Below are 16,144 nucleotides of genomic sequence, written 5' to 3' on the forward strand. Positions count from 1 at the left end.
TGCGTCTAAAAAGACATAGGATGGGCAGTACATTTCTTCATTTGTACAGTTTATCAGTTTCAGTTAAAGAAGGTGGGGTGAATGGAATACGGTAGTGAGATGCTGGAGACTCCGAAAGGGGATAGCGTACAACTGTTACTCTCAGCACATCGGAATATTTACAAAGTACTGCAAATTAGTTTAAATTCAAGATGTCACCGCGAATGAAATATTTTATTCTAGAATGAAAGGTTGGCTTGAGAAGCGAAATACATTATGACACGAGAGGTGGAAAAAATGATGAAGAAATTCATATCGTTCGTTACCGCTGCGTTTTTGTTTGCACTATTCGTGCTACCGGTAGGTGCAGCAGATGACGCAATGGTGCGTGTAATTCACGCTTCACCAGATGCTCCGGCAGTTGATATTGCCGTCGATGGCGAAACAGCTGTCTCAGGAGCGGAATTCAAAGCTGTCACAGACTATCTCACTCTTCCGGCAGGAGAACATAAAGTTGAAGTCTTCGCTGCAGGAACAACAGAAGATCCTGTACTTTCTCAAACACTCAACATTGAAGCCGGAAAATTTTACTCAGTCGCGGCAATCGGTAAATTAGCAGATATTAAACTCGCTGTCATGGAAGACAATGGTCAAGGTGAAGATGGAAAATCAATGGTTCGTGTCGCGCACTTTGCACCGGACGCACCAGCTGTTGATGTCGCCCCTAAAGGTGGAGACGCACTCTTCAGTGACCTTGAATTCTCGAAAGTCTCAGACTATGGAACACTCGATGCCGGCACGTATGATCTTGAAGTACGACCAGCGGGCGCGATGGATGTTGTCAAAGCACTCGACGGTGTTAAATTAGATAGCGGTAAAAACTATACAGCGCTTGCAATCGGTCTTCTTGAAGGAGAACCCGCGTTTGATGTGCTCTTGATTCCAGATGGCGGTGAAATGGCTGCGATGCCAGACACAGGACTTGGTGGATCAGCAGACACATCTTCAATGGCAACGACTTGGGCACTTGTAGCACTTGCTGGAGCGGCCCTAGTTGGAACAAGTTATGTCATTCGCCGTAAACAAAACGCGTAACAGTTTCTTTCTGATCTTTCTCATTCTCGCTGGATGTGGAGGAACAGAAGAATCTGTTCCTCCTTCGAAGCCAGTCGAGCAAGCGACACCTGCAATCGAGCAAGCAATACCTGAATCCGTACAAGAAAGTCGTGAAACGGCTAGTTTTATCCCGGCGACACTATCGATTGATGCGATTGACGTGCAAGCAAAGGTTGAAATCGTGGGGAAAGACAAGCAAGGGCGGATGGATGTTCCGAAAAAAACCGATCAAGTGGGTTGGTACCGATACGGCGCGGAGGCGAACCAAACCGGAAATGTCATCCTCGCAGGTCATTTAGATGACACGGAAGGTCCCGCCGTATTTTACGATTTAGCAAAGATGAAACAAGGACAACAAATCGAGTTACGATCAAAAGCAGGGCAGACGATATCTTACGTGGTGACAAACGTAACCTCCTATCCTGTAGATGAAGCACCCGTTGGTTCGATTTTTGGGACAACGGTCGCTAAACGCCTGACGTTGATTTCGTGTATCGGAACGTTTACGAAATCAAAAGGGTATGATGAACGGTTAGTCGTAACCGCCGATCAAGTGGAAGAGTAACAAGCAATACGGAATCAAAAAAAGACCAATCCGTCATGGGTTGGTCTTTTTTTAGATGAAGCTCAACCTGAACAAATCAAAAAAACTTACGCGTTCGATTCCGATGCTGCGACGAGGTTCGTTGTCAAAGCCGAGAGACCTTGTGTCGTTTGACTGATTCCTTGAATCGTCTGAACGATTTGGCCTAAGTCGTTCTTATTGCGCCCGAACATCTCCAAGTAATTCTCCATCTCTTTTTTCACTGTGTGAATCCCACTCTTCACTTGTTGCAGTTCTGTCCGAGAGGCGGAGTTCGAACGTGTGATGTCTTCCATCTGTGAGACGAGTTGAGTAATGTTGACATTATTTTTTTGGATGAGCGTATTAATGCTGCTGCTTAACAATTTCGCATTTTCAGCGAGGTTACGGACTTCGATTGCGACGACAGAGAATCCTTTCCCATGCTCACCGGCACGTGCTGCTTCGATTGAGGCGTTTAAAGCTAAGAGATTCGTTTGGTTCGCGATGTCTTCGATACCTTGTGTCATCTTGACGATTTCGTCAGATGTCGTTTTTAACTGTTGGATGCTTGTTAATGATGTATTGACTTGACCCGTCGATTGGACGAATTGTTGTTCCATTTTGTCCATCTGTGCTTCATTTTCTGATGTTAAGCCAACGAGATTGCGACTTGTTTTCTCGGTCTGATCCGTCTCGGATAAGATTTGTGTCGCCCGTTGACTCGTTTCGAGAATGGCCCCTTCTGTTTGTTCGACCGTACTCGCGACCTCCTGGCTGACACGGACGACGTCTTGCAGAAGTCGTGTGCGTGCTTCATTGGCTGCACCTACTTCTTCTAATCGTGCGTCGACATACTGACTTGTAACGATTTGCGCATCCAAGTTCATCGCATGAGTCAACGCGAGGATTGCTGTTGCAAGTTGCTCCGGATCTTCCTGGAAATGCTCGACGACTTTAGGAATCAGTAAGGTGTTGAATGCTGCGTAAGAAGCGATGAACCACGTAACAGGGACGAAATTCCGGTTATGCGTTTTACCCATGCGTTTTCGCATCGCAAGAAACTTCTCGTCCATATTTCCGGTCAAGAGGCTACCGAAATAGTCGGCAAATACTTTTTTCAGGCGTTGACGTGTCGAAGCATTTTCAGCAATCTGCACCATTTCCGGGTGGAGAAGGAGTTGGTCAAGTACTTGTTCGAGGACTTCGTCTAATACAGAATTGACGACAGGAGCCATCGCTTTTAACGTTTGCAATTGTTCTTCAGTGTAGCCCATATATTCAAGGCGTCCTGCTAAAGTGGGATCACTTGTTTTTGTAATGAATTTTTTATCGGGAAATCCGATTTTTGCCTGATAGGTTGAGCTTGATGATTTAGTTTTAAATGGGTTGCGCACAGTAAGCCTCCGATTTTCTTCAAATTAAGAATGTAATAGTCTTATTCTTTATCGGTTGCTAAAGGAAAAAACAGTATCTTTTTTAGAAGGAAACTCTCTAGAAGTTAAAAAATATTGACCTTAAACGAAAAAAGCTCATGATCCTGGATCATGAGCGGAAGCGTGTTCGATCGTACATCATGTATTTTTAAAGAGAAAGTGAAAGAAAGTTAGACCGGTTGATCTTCTTGGAAGGCTTGTTTTGCATCGTTAAGTGCCCGCATCCGGCTAACGCACGATTGAATGAACTGGATATCAATCGAACTAAACCGCGTGACGGGGCCTTTGGCTGATTCGGCACTAAATGTGAAGGTTCCGAGATTCCAAAGTTCGATTTTAAATCGTTTTCCTTTGTTGTCGTCGAAGTGTTGTACGAATTCGATTTTCGGTACCATACGAACCCCTCCTTGTTAGTCCATTCCCCTTTTTCCGCAATTAAAAAAGCCAAACTGTGCGGTAGCAACAGTTTGACTTGAGAAAATTAAGCGGGCGCGACGTCATAGCCGATTTCTTCGATGGCTTCGACGAGACGTTCTTGTGTGAGATCCTCATGGACGACAGTGACTGAATTGTCAGGGAGCGAAACAGTCGCCGTTGTGACGCCGTCCAGTTCGTTCAGTGCCGATTCGACACTTGCTTTACAGTGGTTACATGTCATACCGATGACGTTTAAAGTCGTTTCTTTCATGAGTGAGTTCCTCCTTTAGTGAGTGGGGTACGTTTTAAGCGTAACGCATTCGTGACGACGGAAACAGAGCTAAATGCCATCGCTGCTCCGGCGAGCCACGGAGCGAGCAGTCCGAGAAAAGCAACGGGGATCCCGATCGTATTATAGGCGAGTGCGAAAAAGAGATTTTGACGAATGTTCTTCATCGTCTGTTCACTCAACCGAATCGCCGTCGCGACTTGTTGTAAATCGTGTCCAAGCAGTGTGACGTCAGCTGCTTCTAAGGCGACATCCGTCCCGCTACCAAGAGCGATTCCGACGTCAGCCGTCGCAAGCGCTGGCGCATCGTTAATTCCGTCACCAACCATGGCGACGCGGTGTCCCGCATCTTGAAGGGCTTTGATGTGATCGGCTTTTTCGATGGGTAAGACATCTGCAAACACATGGTCTGTTGGAATACCGAGTTCCGTCGCTAGATTGAGGGCAACGTCTTTTCGGTCACCCGTCAAGAGATAGACTGCTTTTGTCTGTTGAATTTGAGTGATGACGTGTTTCGTCGTCGGCTTCAGTTCATCGCGAATCGCATAACCGGCTTCAACGTGCCCGTCGACGGCGACATAGACGAATGTCGCGCCGGCAGAAGACCAGTCCGGGACATCGAACTGTTGATCCCGCATCATTCGTTCAGAACCAACCAGGATGTTGCGACCGAGAATCATCCCGCTGACACCACGACCGGCATCGACTTGAAACTGTTCGATATCGAACACGACATCACGTTCTTCCGTGATGGCATGAGCGAGCGGATGCTCTGATTTTTTTTCGATGGCTGCTGCGAAGTCGAGTGCTTGTTCGTTCCCGAACGTCTCGACGACGACAGGGCGTCCGACGGTTAGTGTACCTGTTTTATCGAAAACGACGGCATCGACATGTTGTAACGATTCAAGCTGGGCACCGCCTTTAAAAAGCACACCATGCTCAGCACCTTTACCCGTTCCGACCATGATCGATGTCGGGGTCGCGAGTCCTAATGCACAGGGACAAGCGATGACGAGAACAGCGATTGCAGGACGAATTGCTTCAGCGAATGATCCAGTCGTCAACCACCAGGCACCAAGTGTGATGAGGGCGATGGCGACGACGATTGGCACGAAGATGCCTGAAATCCGGTCGGCTTGTCGTTGGATTGGCGCTTTTTCTGTCTGCGCTTGTTCAACGACGCGGATGATGTTCGCAAGCATCGTCTCCTGACCGACTTTCGTTGCTTCAATCAACAAATTCCCATTCGTATTCAAGGTTCCACCAATGACGGTATCATCGGCACCTTTATGCGCAGGAAGCGGTTCACCGGTCAGCATCGATTCATCGAGATAGGCATCACCGGATAAAATCATCCCGTCCATCGGAATTTTCTGTCCCGGTTTGACGACGATCTGCATGCCTGGTTGAATCTGATCAATCGCGACAGTTCGTTCCGTGCCATTGTCGAGGACGACGGCATCCGTTGCCTGCAGGGACAAGAGACTTTTGATTGCACCGGTTGTTTGTTGTTTTGCCCGATCTTCGAGTACTTTACCGAGAAGGACGAGCGTGATTAAGATGGCACTTGTTTCAAAATAAAGGTTCGGCATTGCCGGATGGATGAGCATTTCTGCGACCGAATAAAAGTAAGCGGCAGACGTCCCAAGTGCGACGAGGACATCCATGTTGGCACTACCGCTCCGGAGACTCTTATAGGCACCGACATAGAATGGCGCCCCGATAATGAATTGAACGGGTGTAGCCAGTGCGAACTGGAGCCACGGATTCATCAGGAACGTCAGATGGACCGTACTATTTGGAATGTGCGACACCATACTGAGTAAGAGCGGTAACGACAACAAGGCGGCGATGAAAAAACGATAGAGCATCCGCCGATCTTGCACTGTTTCATGAGGGGCCGACTTAATGGTCGCGCCGTAACCGACCTTCTTGATTTTATCAATGATTGCTTGTTCATCGAGTTCGTCGGGGACTGCAATCCGCGCCGTCTCGAGTGGTAAGTTGACCGTCGCATCGACACCGTCCATCCGGTTCAGGACTTTTTCGATTCGGGCTGAACAGGCGGCGCATGTCATGCCTTCGATGTTCAATTCGATTGTTTTTGACATACGTATACCTCCTTACTTTTTGAGTCGGGCGATGACGGACATCAGTTCGTCGACATAAAGATCTGTGTCTTTCTGTCCGGTAGCTGCATCATGCATACACATCTTGACATGACGTTCGATGACTTGCAGTTCGACTTGACGAAGAGCGGCTTGAATCGATGCCGTCTGTGTCAAAATATCGATACAATACCGATCTTCAGCGACCATGTTGGCGATACCACGGACTTGCCCTTCGATACGCTTCAAACGTTTAGTCAATGCGTCCTGCTCTTCAGAAGAGCGGGGAACGAGTGGATGATCGTGTTGCATAGGAACACCTCTTTCTGTTGTTGGTTGATGTCTACACTGTATCATATAGGGGTAGGGGGTACAAGTATATTGATTTGCAGGATTAAAAAAATACGCCACCCGAATGGGATGGCGTATTCAGTCGGACCTTATTGATTAGACACTTGAGGTTTGATGATTTGTTCGTTGCGCGAACGACCACTGATGATATCTTCCGCTTGCGTCGCTCGTTTTATGAAGAACGAAAGGATGAACGCAACACCCGCAATGAACGTCGAAATGAGGAAGGCGTAATTGATGCCGTCCAGTGTCGCTTGCATCATGATTTGTTGTTTCAACGCAGCAGCAGCCTCTGCTGTCGGTTGACTTGTCATGTTTTTAGCGGCCTCTTCGGCAAGTTCCGTCCCACGTGTCTTCGCATGCGTCGACATGATCGTAACGAGTAATGCCGTTCCGATGGCGCCGGATACTTGCTGCAACGTATTGTTCATTGCCGTTCCGTGCGGATAGTAGCGCGTCGGTAACTGGTTTAAGCCGTTTGTCGAGACGGGCATCATGACCATCGACATCCCGAACATCCGGAGTGAATACAAGATGATTAAGTGTGTATACGTCGTGTCCATCTTCAGTTGACTGAAGAAATAACTCGTGACGACAGTGATGAAGAGACCGGTGATTGCGAGTGGGCGTCCGCCAATCTTATCGAACAACTTCCCGTTGATCGGTGACATGACTGCCATGAGGATGGCTCCCGGTAGTAACATCAACCCTGCATCGAGTGGAGAAATGCCACGGATATTTTGGACGTAGATCGGTAAGAGCAGCATCCCGGAGAACATCGCCACCGTGACGACGATTGAAATGGCAGATGAGAGAGCGAACATCGGATACTGATAAATTTTGAAGTTCAACATCGGACGCTCCATCCGTAACTGACGCAGGATGAAAGAAACGAGCGCAATCACACCGATTGTCAGCGCGATTGTGACGTGTGGGCTATCCCACCCTTTAGAACCGGCAGAACTAAACCCGTATAGGAGTCCACCGAAACCGAATGAGGATAAAACAACTGACATGAAGTCGAGTTTAGCATCCGACCGTTCTTTGACGTCACGGAGTAAGACGATTCCGGCAACGAGAACGACTAAAGCGATTGGTGTGATGAAGTGGAATAACATCCGCCAATCATAGTGTTCGATGATCCAGCCTGACAAAGTCGGTCCGATTGCGGGTGCACCCATCATAATGAGCCCGAAGAAGCCCATCGCCGTCCCGCGTTTTTCAATCGGGAAACTGACGAGCATGACGTTCATCAAGAGCGGCATCATGATTGCTGAACCAGAAGCCTGAATCATTCGTCCTGCCAACAGGACGGGGAATTCACTTGCGAACCCAGCAAGGATTGTACCGAGTGAGAATAATGTCATCGCGAGGATGAATAGACGACGAACAGAAAATTTTTGAATCAGAAAAGCAGATGTCGGAATTAAAATCCCGTTGACGAGCATGAAACCAGTCGACAGCCACTGGACGGTCGATGTTTCGATGTTGAGATCCTTCATGATCGAAGGAAGGGCGATGTTAAGTAACGTGTTATTTAAAAAAGCGATGAAGGCTCCAATCATCAATACGGAAAGGATACCGTAGGGGGGACGATTAGAAGCAGTTTTTTTGTGTTGCATGATTTTCCTCCTTAATGAACTGACGGTACACATTTCTATACGGTCGTTATATCTGTTGTATATCTTAATCTGATTTCAAGATAAATACAAACATTAATAACTAAGAAAGGTAATTTTATTTTTAATGAAGAACGAATGGCTCTGAAGCTTATTGAAAGTAAAAAAACACCCGACTCTAAAAAAGAGTAGGATGTTTTTTGTAAACCGTCAGTAGTGATGAAAGGTCTCAGCCGACATGCGTGTTTAGGGCATCATTTGTAATGTCATAATGAGCTGCGGACCAAGTCGCACGTCCTTTTTCGATGAAGATGACTTGTGGTGATTCATGACGAACATTGTAATGTTCGGCGATGTGATTCGACAGCGTCCGTGCTTCTTGGACGAGCAAGTAGGCAGTCGGTACTGACGTCGCGTCAGCAAATTTCGTGTATTCAGAAAAACCGGCGGCACTGATTGGACAGGTCGTACTGTGTTTACAAATCACGAACGAGTCGTGTTCGGAAACGAATTGATCAAAGTCAGAAATCGATTGAAGTTTTCTAAGTTGTGGCATAGTATCATCCTCCATACGTCCGTAGACGTTCGCTTAACTTTAGATTTTCCCTGTAATCGACCGGACAGTCAATCAAAACAGGTCCGTCACTGTTTTGAGCCTGTTCGAGACAGTTCGAGAGACTGCCGTGTTCTCCGACACGAAGTCCGAGTGCACCGAAAGCCGTCGCGAGTTCGACGAGATCAGGGTTATCGAATTCTGTAAACGGTGCCCGGCCATAAGCCTGCTGTTGTTTCCATTCAATCAAGCCGTATGTGCCATCACGCCAAATGACGACAGTGATGGGGAGTTTCAAACGAACTGCTGTCTCGAGGTCTTGACCATTCATTAAGAATGCACCATCACCAGAAGCACAGAGTACCCGACGCTCCGGGTGCAGCAGTTTTGCAGCAATCGCGCTCGACAGACCATAGCCCATCGAAGAAAAGCCGTTCGAGATGAATAATTGATTAGGGCGTGTCGTTTGGAAATGACGACCGAGCCAAACTTTATGGGCCCCGACGTCTGAGAACAACATGCCGTCTTCACCCGTCGCCGTCTCGAGGGCACGAACGATACTTTGAGGGTGGAGGGGCAATGCCATCGAATAGGTTGCTTGAATTTCTTGTCGCAACTTATCACGGTCCGCCTGCCAACCTTCCCAGGCCCGCGTCGGAATCGCTTCTGCTAACAGACGTAACGAATCAGACAGCGGACCAACCAAGTTCGCAACGACAGGATAATACTGGTCAATCTCATGCCGGTTCGTGTCGATGTGGATGACAGGTGTCCGGTCCGGATTCCACTTCGAAGGCGGCAACTCGGTAATATCGTAACCGATGGCGATGATGAGATCGCTTTGGTCGAGAATCCGTTGATTGTAGTCGGTATTCGGTAAACCGATTGTATGGGCGGCGAGCGCATGTTGCGAGGAGATGACCCCTTTACCCATCATCGTCTCGACAACAGGTGCTCCAAGCTTTTCAACGAACGTCCGGAACACAGCGGTCGCTTCGCTCCGGTTGATTCCAAAGCCGGCAATCACGACGGGCCGCTCCGCTTGTTCGATTTGTTTTAAGACCGCGCTGTCTTTTACGGATGTCGGGTGTAACGTATCCGGTTCACTGTCGCTTAAAAGTGGTGTCTTGGCATCGACATCTGCCTTTGCGATATCTTCCGGAAAAGAAATATGTGTCGCACCCGGCTTATCACAACAAGACTGGGCGAACGCTTGACGCACGATTTCCGGGATGACTTCTCCTGAGACGACCGATGTACTCGACTTCGTGATCGGTCGGTACATCTCGACTAAATCGAACATTTGATGGGATGCCTTGTGCTGGCGCCATGTCGCTCCTTGTCCTGTAATCGCGACAACAGGCGAGTGGTCCATCGTTGCACTTGCGATGCCCGTCATCATGTTCGTCGCACCTGGTCCGAGCGTCGATAAGCAAACACCGGCACGACCGCTTAAGCGACCGAACATCGCTGCCATAAACGCAGCATTTGTTTCATGGCGTGTCGTGATGAACGTAATATCCGATTCACTGATGGCGTCGAGTAACGTAATGTTTTCTTCTCCCGGGACGCCAAAGATGTGCGTGACCCCTTCTGCTTCGAGGCAGGCGACGAACCGTTCTGCCGCATTCATGCGTCCATTCCTCCAATCGAAACATATTTGGTTTCAAGGTACGCTTCGAGACCTTCCGATCCACCTTCGCGTCCGATTCCTGACTGCTTCATACCGCCGAATGGTGCTTGTGCGGCAGAGGGAACACCATCATTCCAACCGACGATGCCGTAGTTCAATTGTTCAATCGTCCGCATCGCGCGGGCATAGTTATTCGTAAAGACGTAAGATGCAAGACCGAACGGCGTTTGGTTTGCATAACGGATGGCCTCTTCGTCAGAGCTGACACGTTGAACGGGAGCGACGGGACCGAATGTTTCTTCATTCATGATTAACATTTGCGGTGTGACATCGGCGAGGACCGTTGCTTCATAATAGTAGACATCTTTTTCTTCATCTGTCGTTCCAGTCCCACCTGTGACGACACGGGCACCGGCTGACGTCGCATTGTCGACGTGTTTTTTGACTTTGTCATAACCGGCTTGATTGATCATCGGACCGATGTTCGTTGTTTCGTCGAGTCCGTTCCCGGTCTTGAGCTTCGCTGTCGCTTCGCCCAGTTTTTCGACGAACGTATCATAGATTGAATCGGAGACGTAGATCCGGTTCCCGCAGACGCACGTTTGTCCACCATTACGGAATTTCGACTTGATCGTTTCCGCGACGGCGAGATCAAGGTCACAGTCGTCAAAAACAAGAATCGGAGCGTGTCCGCCGAGTTCGAGTGACATCGCTTTGATCGTCTCAGCACCTTGGGCCATCAATGTCCGACCCACTTCTGTTGAGCCTGTAAATGTGATTTTGTCGATATGCGGATGCGTTGCGAGCGATTCCCCAAGCTCTTTACCGCTTCCTGTGACGGCATTGACGACGCCATCCGGTATCCCGACTTCCTGACAAAGTTCAAGCAGGCGCAGGGCAGTCAGTGGTGTCGCAGTAGGTGGCTTCAGGATAAACGTACAGCCTGCAACGAGTGCCGGTGCCATTTTCCGTGTAATCATCGCAGCAGGGAAATTCCAGGGTGTGATGGCAGCGACGACACCGACCGGTTGTGTGATGACATGAAGCCGTTTGTTCGTATCGTGCGAGGGAATGATGCGTCCATAAGCACGTTTTCCTTCTTCAGCGAACCACTTGACGAAGTTTGCCGCATACTGGACCTCACCTTCAGATTCTGCGAGCGGTTTCCCCATTTCAAGTGTCATCAAGCGGGCGAGTTCATCTTTTTTCTCAATCATCTTCTCGTAAAGCTTCTCAAGCAGTTCAGCCCGTTCATAGACACTTCGTTTCGACCAAGCCGGAAACGCCTCGCGTGCCGCTTCGACGGCGTCATTGACATCCGATTTCGTTCCGTTCGGGACACTCCCGACGACTTCCCCGGTTGCGGGATTTTTGACGTCCGTCCGTTCACGATCATGATCAAGCCACTTTCCATCAATCAAAAATTGTCCGTCCATCTTACAAAATCCCCCTTTTTTATTTGCATTGTTAAGAATATACCCGAACGAGGAAAAAAAGATTCATCTTTCGACAGAACTTCATGCAAAAGGCTAGAAATCGACCGATAAAGAGTGTAGGATAATTCAGTAACTGTAATGTATGCATGACTGAAATATTGTTAATAAACGTCATCACTTTGAAGTGCCGGAAACAGACCGGGAACGTTGACATTGCATGTGTATTTGATAAGATGAAGGTAGAGTATTTGCGCAATCGATTGCGCTAAAAGAAATGAATCGATTACCCTTATAACAAATGAGCAATTATGATGAAAAAAATCAATGGACTAAGACAGACCGATGAGAGGATCTATATACGATGACACAAATGATACCGCGCCCAGAAACGGCCCAAAAAACCTTAACACGAGCTTGGTGGAAAGAAGCTGTCGCTTACCAAATCTACCCACGAAGCTTTTATGACGCAAACAACGATGGAATCGGCGATATTCCGGGTATCATCGCAAAACTTGATTATTTGAAAGATTTAGGTGTCGACGTTCTTTGGATTTGTCCGATGTTTAAATCGCCAAATGACGACAATGGTTATGACATTAGTGATTACGAAGATATCATGGATGAGTTCGGGACGATGGCAGACTTCAACCTCTTAATGGAAGAAGCGCACAAACGTGATATTAAAGTCTTACTCGATCTTGTCGTCAACCACACATCAGATGAGCATCCTTGGTTCCTAGAATCCCGTTCTTCAAAAGAGAATGAGAAACGCGACTGGTACATCTGGAAAGATGCCGTCAATGGTGGGGAGCCGAACAACTGGGAAAGCATTTTCGGCGGATCCGCGTGGGAATATGATGAAAAGACAGAACAATATTTCTTACACGTCTTTTCGCGTCGCCAACCGGATTTGAATTGGCAAAACAAAGACATGCGTCAAGCGATCTATACGATGATTAACTGGTGGCTCGATAAAGGAATTGATGGTTTCCGAATCGATGCCATCAGCCACATCAATAAAGACCAATCATTTGCCGATTTACCAAACCCACTCGGGATGCCACACGTGCCATCGTTTGAGATGCACATGAACGTTGAGGGCATCCACGAGTACTTGGAAGAACTCAAAGACGAAACGTTTTCGAAGTACGACATCATGACAGTCGGTGAAGCGAATGGTGTTACACCGGAAGAAGCAGATCTTTGGGTCGGCGAAGAGAACGGAAAAATGAACATGGTCTTTCAGTTCGAGCATATGGACTTATGGCGGTCAGATGCAGAAAAAGGTGTCGACGTCGTCAAACTGAAACAAGTTTTGACGAAGTGGCAAAAAGGTCTTGAAGAAACGGGCTGGAATGCACTCTATCTTGAAAATCACGATAAGGTCCGTTCCGTTTCACTTTGGGGAGATGAAGAGCAGTACTGGAAGGAAAGTGCGAAGTCGCTTGCGATGATGTACTTCTTCATGCAAGGCACACCATTCATCTACCAAGGGCAGGAAATCGGGATGACGAACGTTCAATTCCCGGACATTACGGATTATGATGACGTCGCGACGAAAAACATGTACGACATGCAACTGGGCTCCGGGAAGACACATGAAGAAATCATGGAAGTCATCTGGAACTCATCGCGTGACAACTCACGGACACCGATGCAGTGGACGAATGAGCAAAACGGCGGTTTCTCTACGCAGTCACCATGGTTCGGTGTCAATCCAAACTACGCTGACATCAATGTCGCGTCGCAACAAGCAGATGAAGATTCGATTCTTAACTTCTACAAACGGATGATTCAAATTCGTAAAGCAGAAGAAACATTGATTTATGGAGAATATGATTTGATTTTACCGGACGACGAAAAAGTCTACGCCTACACCCGGACACTCGGTGACGAACAATTCTTAATCGTCACGAACTTAAAAGGTGAAGCAGCGGACATCGACACGGACATCATCCTCCATTCGGATAATCTCGTTCTCGGTAACTACGTGACGGCTTATCACGAAGGAACAGAACTGGCGCTTCGTCCATTCGAAGCACGTCTGTACCGGGTACGTTAAGGAACGGGGATGAACGTTCCGACCTGTACGCAGCGAATGCCAATGATCCCGTTTATGATACGGGTTCATTGGCATTTTCTATGTCTCCTCATCTCGGTCCTGACGCTCTGAGACATATCTAAGATACATTTGGAAAAGAGTGAATCCTTTTTGAGTCAGGCTATTTTGTGTAGATTGTCAGTTTGCGACCGTGCGCATGAGGAAAAAATCGTGTACGCTAGACAATGAGGTGATAAAAAGTGAAACCAAAACGTTATCCCGTCCTGCTGCGGCAAGTGACGACGATTCAAGATGACGCGATGCGTGAATCCGTCGATCTCGAAGCAGAAGGTATGCTATTCGAGACGAAGGACGGTTTTGCGGTAAAATTCGTACAAGAAGACGAGCAACCGATTGATACGACGATCAAATGGTCGCATGACCAAGTTGCATTGAACCGTAAAGGTCCTGTCTCGATGCACCACGTGTTCATTTTAGGACAACAAACAAAGAGTGGATATGAAAGTCAGTTTGGTCAGATGTTGATGCAGACGGAGACCCACACGATTGAAATGCGCGACCAACAGATGCGCTTCACCTACGACTTGATGATGAATCATCAGGCGGTCGGAACGTATACGATTGAACTAACATGGAAACGGAGTGAGACAGATGGCGTTTGAACAAACGGTAAAAGAGATGGAACAGATGCTCGACGAGGAATGGTTCGAGTGGTTGGAAAATGATGAGGATAAATACAATGCGTGGCGCGATCAGCTCGAGACACTCGCAGAACAAGTCATGACGGAATACAATCCGAAAGTCGAGACGGACGCAATCGATTCATTGTTGTTAATCAATGAAGAATTGCCGGTTCTGTACGGAGAAGATACAGTCATGTTGTATACGGCGTTACTTCACGCCCGAAAAGAGGACGAAACGGTCTACGAGCGCTACCTCGCAATTCTCGGTGCGTTCGCAGAAGAAAACCACCCGGCGCTCCGTCAAGTCGAACAAGCTGTCGCGAAAAAAGATTACCAGACGGCGTATACAAAAGCAGTCAAGTTGCCGCAAGCGTTAGGTCTCGAATGACGGCGGGTTAGACAGAATTGCTTTTTACCACGCTAAAGGTGATGACGAAATAGAGAGGTGGGTTTTGATGCCCCCCTCTCTATTTGTGTTCAAAAAATTGTTTGCAGACACGCTATTTCTCGATCGCTGTTTAAACCTAAGAATTTTCAGGGTAATGATTGCAATAGAGAGGAGTGGGGAAAATGGCAGAATACAAGAAAGACAGTATCAAGTTAACAGGAGCCATCGGACTCGGAACAGGCGTCATGATTAGTGCCGGAATCTTTGCCTTGCTTGGGCAAGTCGCAGAACTGTCCGGGACATGGTTTCCGTTCATCTTCATCATCGGTGGAATCGTGACGGCATTCAGTGCCTATTCCTACATCAAACTGAGCAATGCCTTTCCGTCTGCCGGCGGAATCGGAATGTTCCTCGTCAAAGCGTACGGGAAAGGAACGATTACAGCAGGTGCCGCCTTACTGATGGCCTTGTCGATGGTCATCAATCAAAGCTTGGTCGCCCGGACGTTCGGGACATACTTACTGCAATTATTCCCGGGGGATCAAGCCGACTATCTCGTTCCCTTACTTGGTGTCGGTTTGTTGGTCTTCGCCTTTTTAGTCAATATCGCAGGGAATGCCTTCATTCAATCCTTTTCACTTGTCGCCTCGGTCTTGAAGGTCGCGGCACTCGTCGTCTTTGCGATTATTGCGTTATCCATCGGTGGCTTTTCATTCGTCCCGGAGACGACGGGGAGTGCACCCGATGTCACAATCACCGGCTATATTGCGGCAGTCGCCTTAACGATTTTATCGTTTAAAGGGTTTACGACGATTACGAACAGCGGGTCTGAAATCGTCAATCCGAAACGCAACGTCGGCATCGCAATCATCGTGTCGATTTTAATCAGTCTGGTCGTTTACCTCTTGCTCGCCTTCTCGGTGTCAAGCAGTCTATCGCTCCAAGAAATTATCGATGCGAAGGATTATGTTCTGGCGGAAGCGGCACGTCCGGCACTTGGTGACGCCGGTGTCTGGTTCACGGTGTCAATCGCGCTCCTCGCGACGATTTCCGGAATCATTGCCAGTGTCTTTGCTGTCTCACGGATGCTCGCGATGTTGACGGACATGACGTTGATTCCGCACCGACACTTCGGGATGCCGGGGTCGGTGCAAAAGCATACGTTAGTTTATACGATCGTCATTGCGATGGTCTTAACGGTGCTGTTCGACTTGACACGCATCGCCTCGATGGGCGCGATTTTATATCTCGTCATGGATATCATCATTCATGTCGGTGTGCTGAAACATCTTCGGAAAGAGTTGAGCGTTAATCCATTCATCGTCATCAGTGCAATCATCCTTGACGCGATTGTCCTTGGTGCCTTCGTCTACGTCAAAGCCTCAAGTGATTGGCTCGTCGTCGTCGTGTCACTGATCGTCATCGCCGTCGTCTTCTTTGGTGAACGGCTGTTCTTGAAGCATGTCGATGAAGAGGATGCGTCAAACGATAAATCAGAGTGAGTTTGAAAGG

The 16,144-nt window shown here is 48.0% G+C and carries 15 protein-coding genes; 6 read left to right on the top strand and 9 right to left on the bottom strand.

Translation table 11 applies throughout. The annotated features are described in order from the left end of the window. Window positions 1-279 precede the first annotated feature (279 nt). A complete protein-coding gene (locus KNP96_RS11725) occupies window positions 280-1,074 on the top strand; it encodes a DUF4397 domain-containing protein (RefSeq protein ID WP_088836104.1) in 795 nt (264 codons plus the stop codon). Then, window positions 1,034-1,660, top strand: a complete 627-nt coding sequence (locus KNP96_RS11730) for a class F sortase (protein WP_251135775.1) — start codon at window positions 1,034-1,036, stop codon at window positions 1,658-1,660. Before KNP96_RS11725 ends, KNP96_RS11730 begins: the two co-directional genes overlap by 41 nt. Window positions 1,661-1,746: 86 nt before the next feature. Here KNP96_RS11730 and KNP96_RS16935 read toward each other — a convergent pair whose 3' ends face one another. From KNP96_RS16935 to KNP96_RS11775, 9 genes are all read right to left on the bottom strand, one after another. Beyond that, window positions 1,747-3,054 (bottom strand): globin-coupled sensor protein, encoded by a 1,308-nt coding sequence (locus KNP96_RS16935; protein ID WP_088836105.1) that lies wholly within the window; start codon window positions 3,052-3,054, stop codon window positions 1,747-1,749. A gap of 209 nt (window positions 3,055-3,263) precedes the next feature. Further along, window positions 3,264-3,488: a hypothetical protein gene (locus KNP96_RS11740; RefSeq protein WP_029332396.1), complete on the bottom strand. Its 225-nt coding sequence runs from the start codon at window positions 3,486-3,488 to the stop codon at window positions 3,264-3,266. Window positions 3,489-3,574: 86 nt separating this feature from the next. Continuing rightward, entirely contained in the window at window positions 3,575-3,781 is a 207-nt protein-coding gene (locus KNP96_RS11745) for a cation transporter (protein WP_214770631.1), read from the bottom strand. Then, window positions 3,778-5,910, bottom strand: a complete 2,133-nt coding sequence (locus KNP96_RS11750) for a heavy metal translocating P-type ATPase (protein ID WP_214770633.1) — start codon at window positions 5,908-5,910, stop codon at window positions 3,778-3,780. The genes KNP96_RS11745 and KNP96_RS11750 overlap by 4 nt, the downstream gene beginning before the upstream one ends. A 12-nt stretch (window positions 5,911-5,922) precedes the next feature. Further along, complete coding sequence (locus KNP96_RS11755) at window positions 5,923-6,219, bottom strand: metal-sensitive transcriptional regulator (RefSeq protein WP_088836108.1); 297 nt, start codon at window positions 6,217-6,219, stop codon at window positions 5,923-5,925. Window positions 6,220-6,347: 128 nt separating this feature from the next. After that, a complete protein-coding gene (locus KNP96_RS11760; protein WP_088836109.1) occupies window positions 6,348-7,880 on the bottom strand; it encodes a DHA2 family efflux MFS transporter permease subunit in 1,533 nt (510 codons plus the stop codon). Window positions 7,881-8,106: 226 nt separating this feature from the next. Next, window positions 8,107-8,433 carry a bacillithiol system redox-active protein YtxJ gene (ytxJ, locus tag KNP96_RS11765; RefSeq protein ID WP_029332401.1) on the bottom strand — a complete coding sequence of 109 codons (327 nt, stop codon included), beginning with the start codon at window positions 8,431-8,433 and terminating at the stop codon, window positions 8,107-8,109. Window positions 8,434-8,437: 4 nt separating this feature from the next. Beyond that, complete coding sequence (locus tag KNP96_RS11770) at window positions 8,438-10,063, bottom strand: acetolactate synthase large subunit (protein ID WP_214770636.1); 1,626 nt, start codon at window positions 10,061-10,063, stop codon at window positions 8,438-8,440. Continuing rightward, the gene (locus KNP96_RS11775; protein WP_214770639.1) at window positions 10,060-11,499 is read right to left on the bottom strand and encodes an NAD-dependent succinate-semialdehyde dehydrogenase; all 1,440 of its coding nucleotides are present in this window, start codon (window positions 11,497-11,499) and stop codon (window positions 10,060-10,062) included. The genes KNP96_RS11770 and KNP96_RS11775 overlap by 4 nt, the downstream gene beginning before the upstream one ends. Before the next feature lie 361 nt (window positions 11,500-11,860). On the opposite strand from KNP96_RS11775, the gene KNP96_RS11780 reads away from it, so the two are divergent. From KNP96_RS11780 to KNP96_RS11795, 4 genes are all read left to right on the top strand, one after another. Continuing rightward, entirely contained in the window at window positions 11,861-13,561 is a 1,701-nt protein-coding gene (locus KNP96_RS11780) for a glycoside hydrolase family 13 protein (RefSeq protein WP_214767714.1), read from the top strand. A 239-nt stretch (window positions 13,562-13,800) separates the two neighbouring features. After that, window positions 13,801-14,223 (top strand): YwiB family protein, encoded by a 423-nt coding sequence (locus KNP96_RS11785; protein WP_239456799.1) that lies wholly within the window; start codon window positions 13,801-13,803, stop codon window positions 14,221-14,223. Next, window positions 14,213-14,632 (top strand): hypothetical protein, encoded by a 420-nt coding sequence (locus KNP96_RS11790; protein ID WP_088836113.1) that lies wholly within the window; start codon window positions 14,213-14,215, stop codon window positions 14,630-14,632. Before KNP96_RS11785 ends, KNP96_RS11790 begins: the two co-directional genes overlap by 11 nt. A gap of 182 nt (window positions 14,633-14,814) precedes the next feature. After that, window positions 14,815-16,134 carry an APC family permease gene (locus tag KNP96_RS11795; RefSeq protein WP_214767716.1) on the top strand — a complete coding sequence of 440 codons (1,320 nt, stop codon included), beginning with the start codon at window positions 14,815-14,817 and terminating at the stop codon, window positions 16,132-16,134. Window positions 16,135-16,144: the final 10 nt, after the last annotated feature.

This window comes from Exiguobacterium sp. s133 (assembly GCF_018618595.1).
Classification (GTDB): Bacteria; Bacillota; Bacilli; order Exiguobacteriales; family Exiguobacteriaceae; genus Exiguobacterium_A; species Exiguobacterium_A oxidotolerans.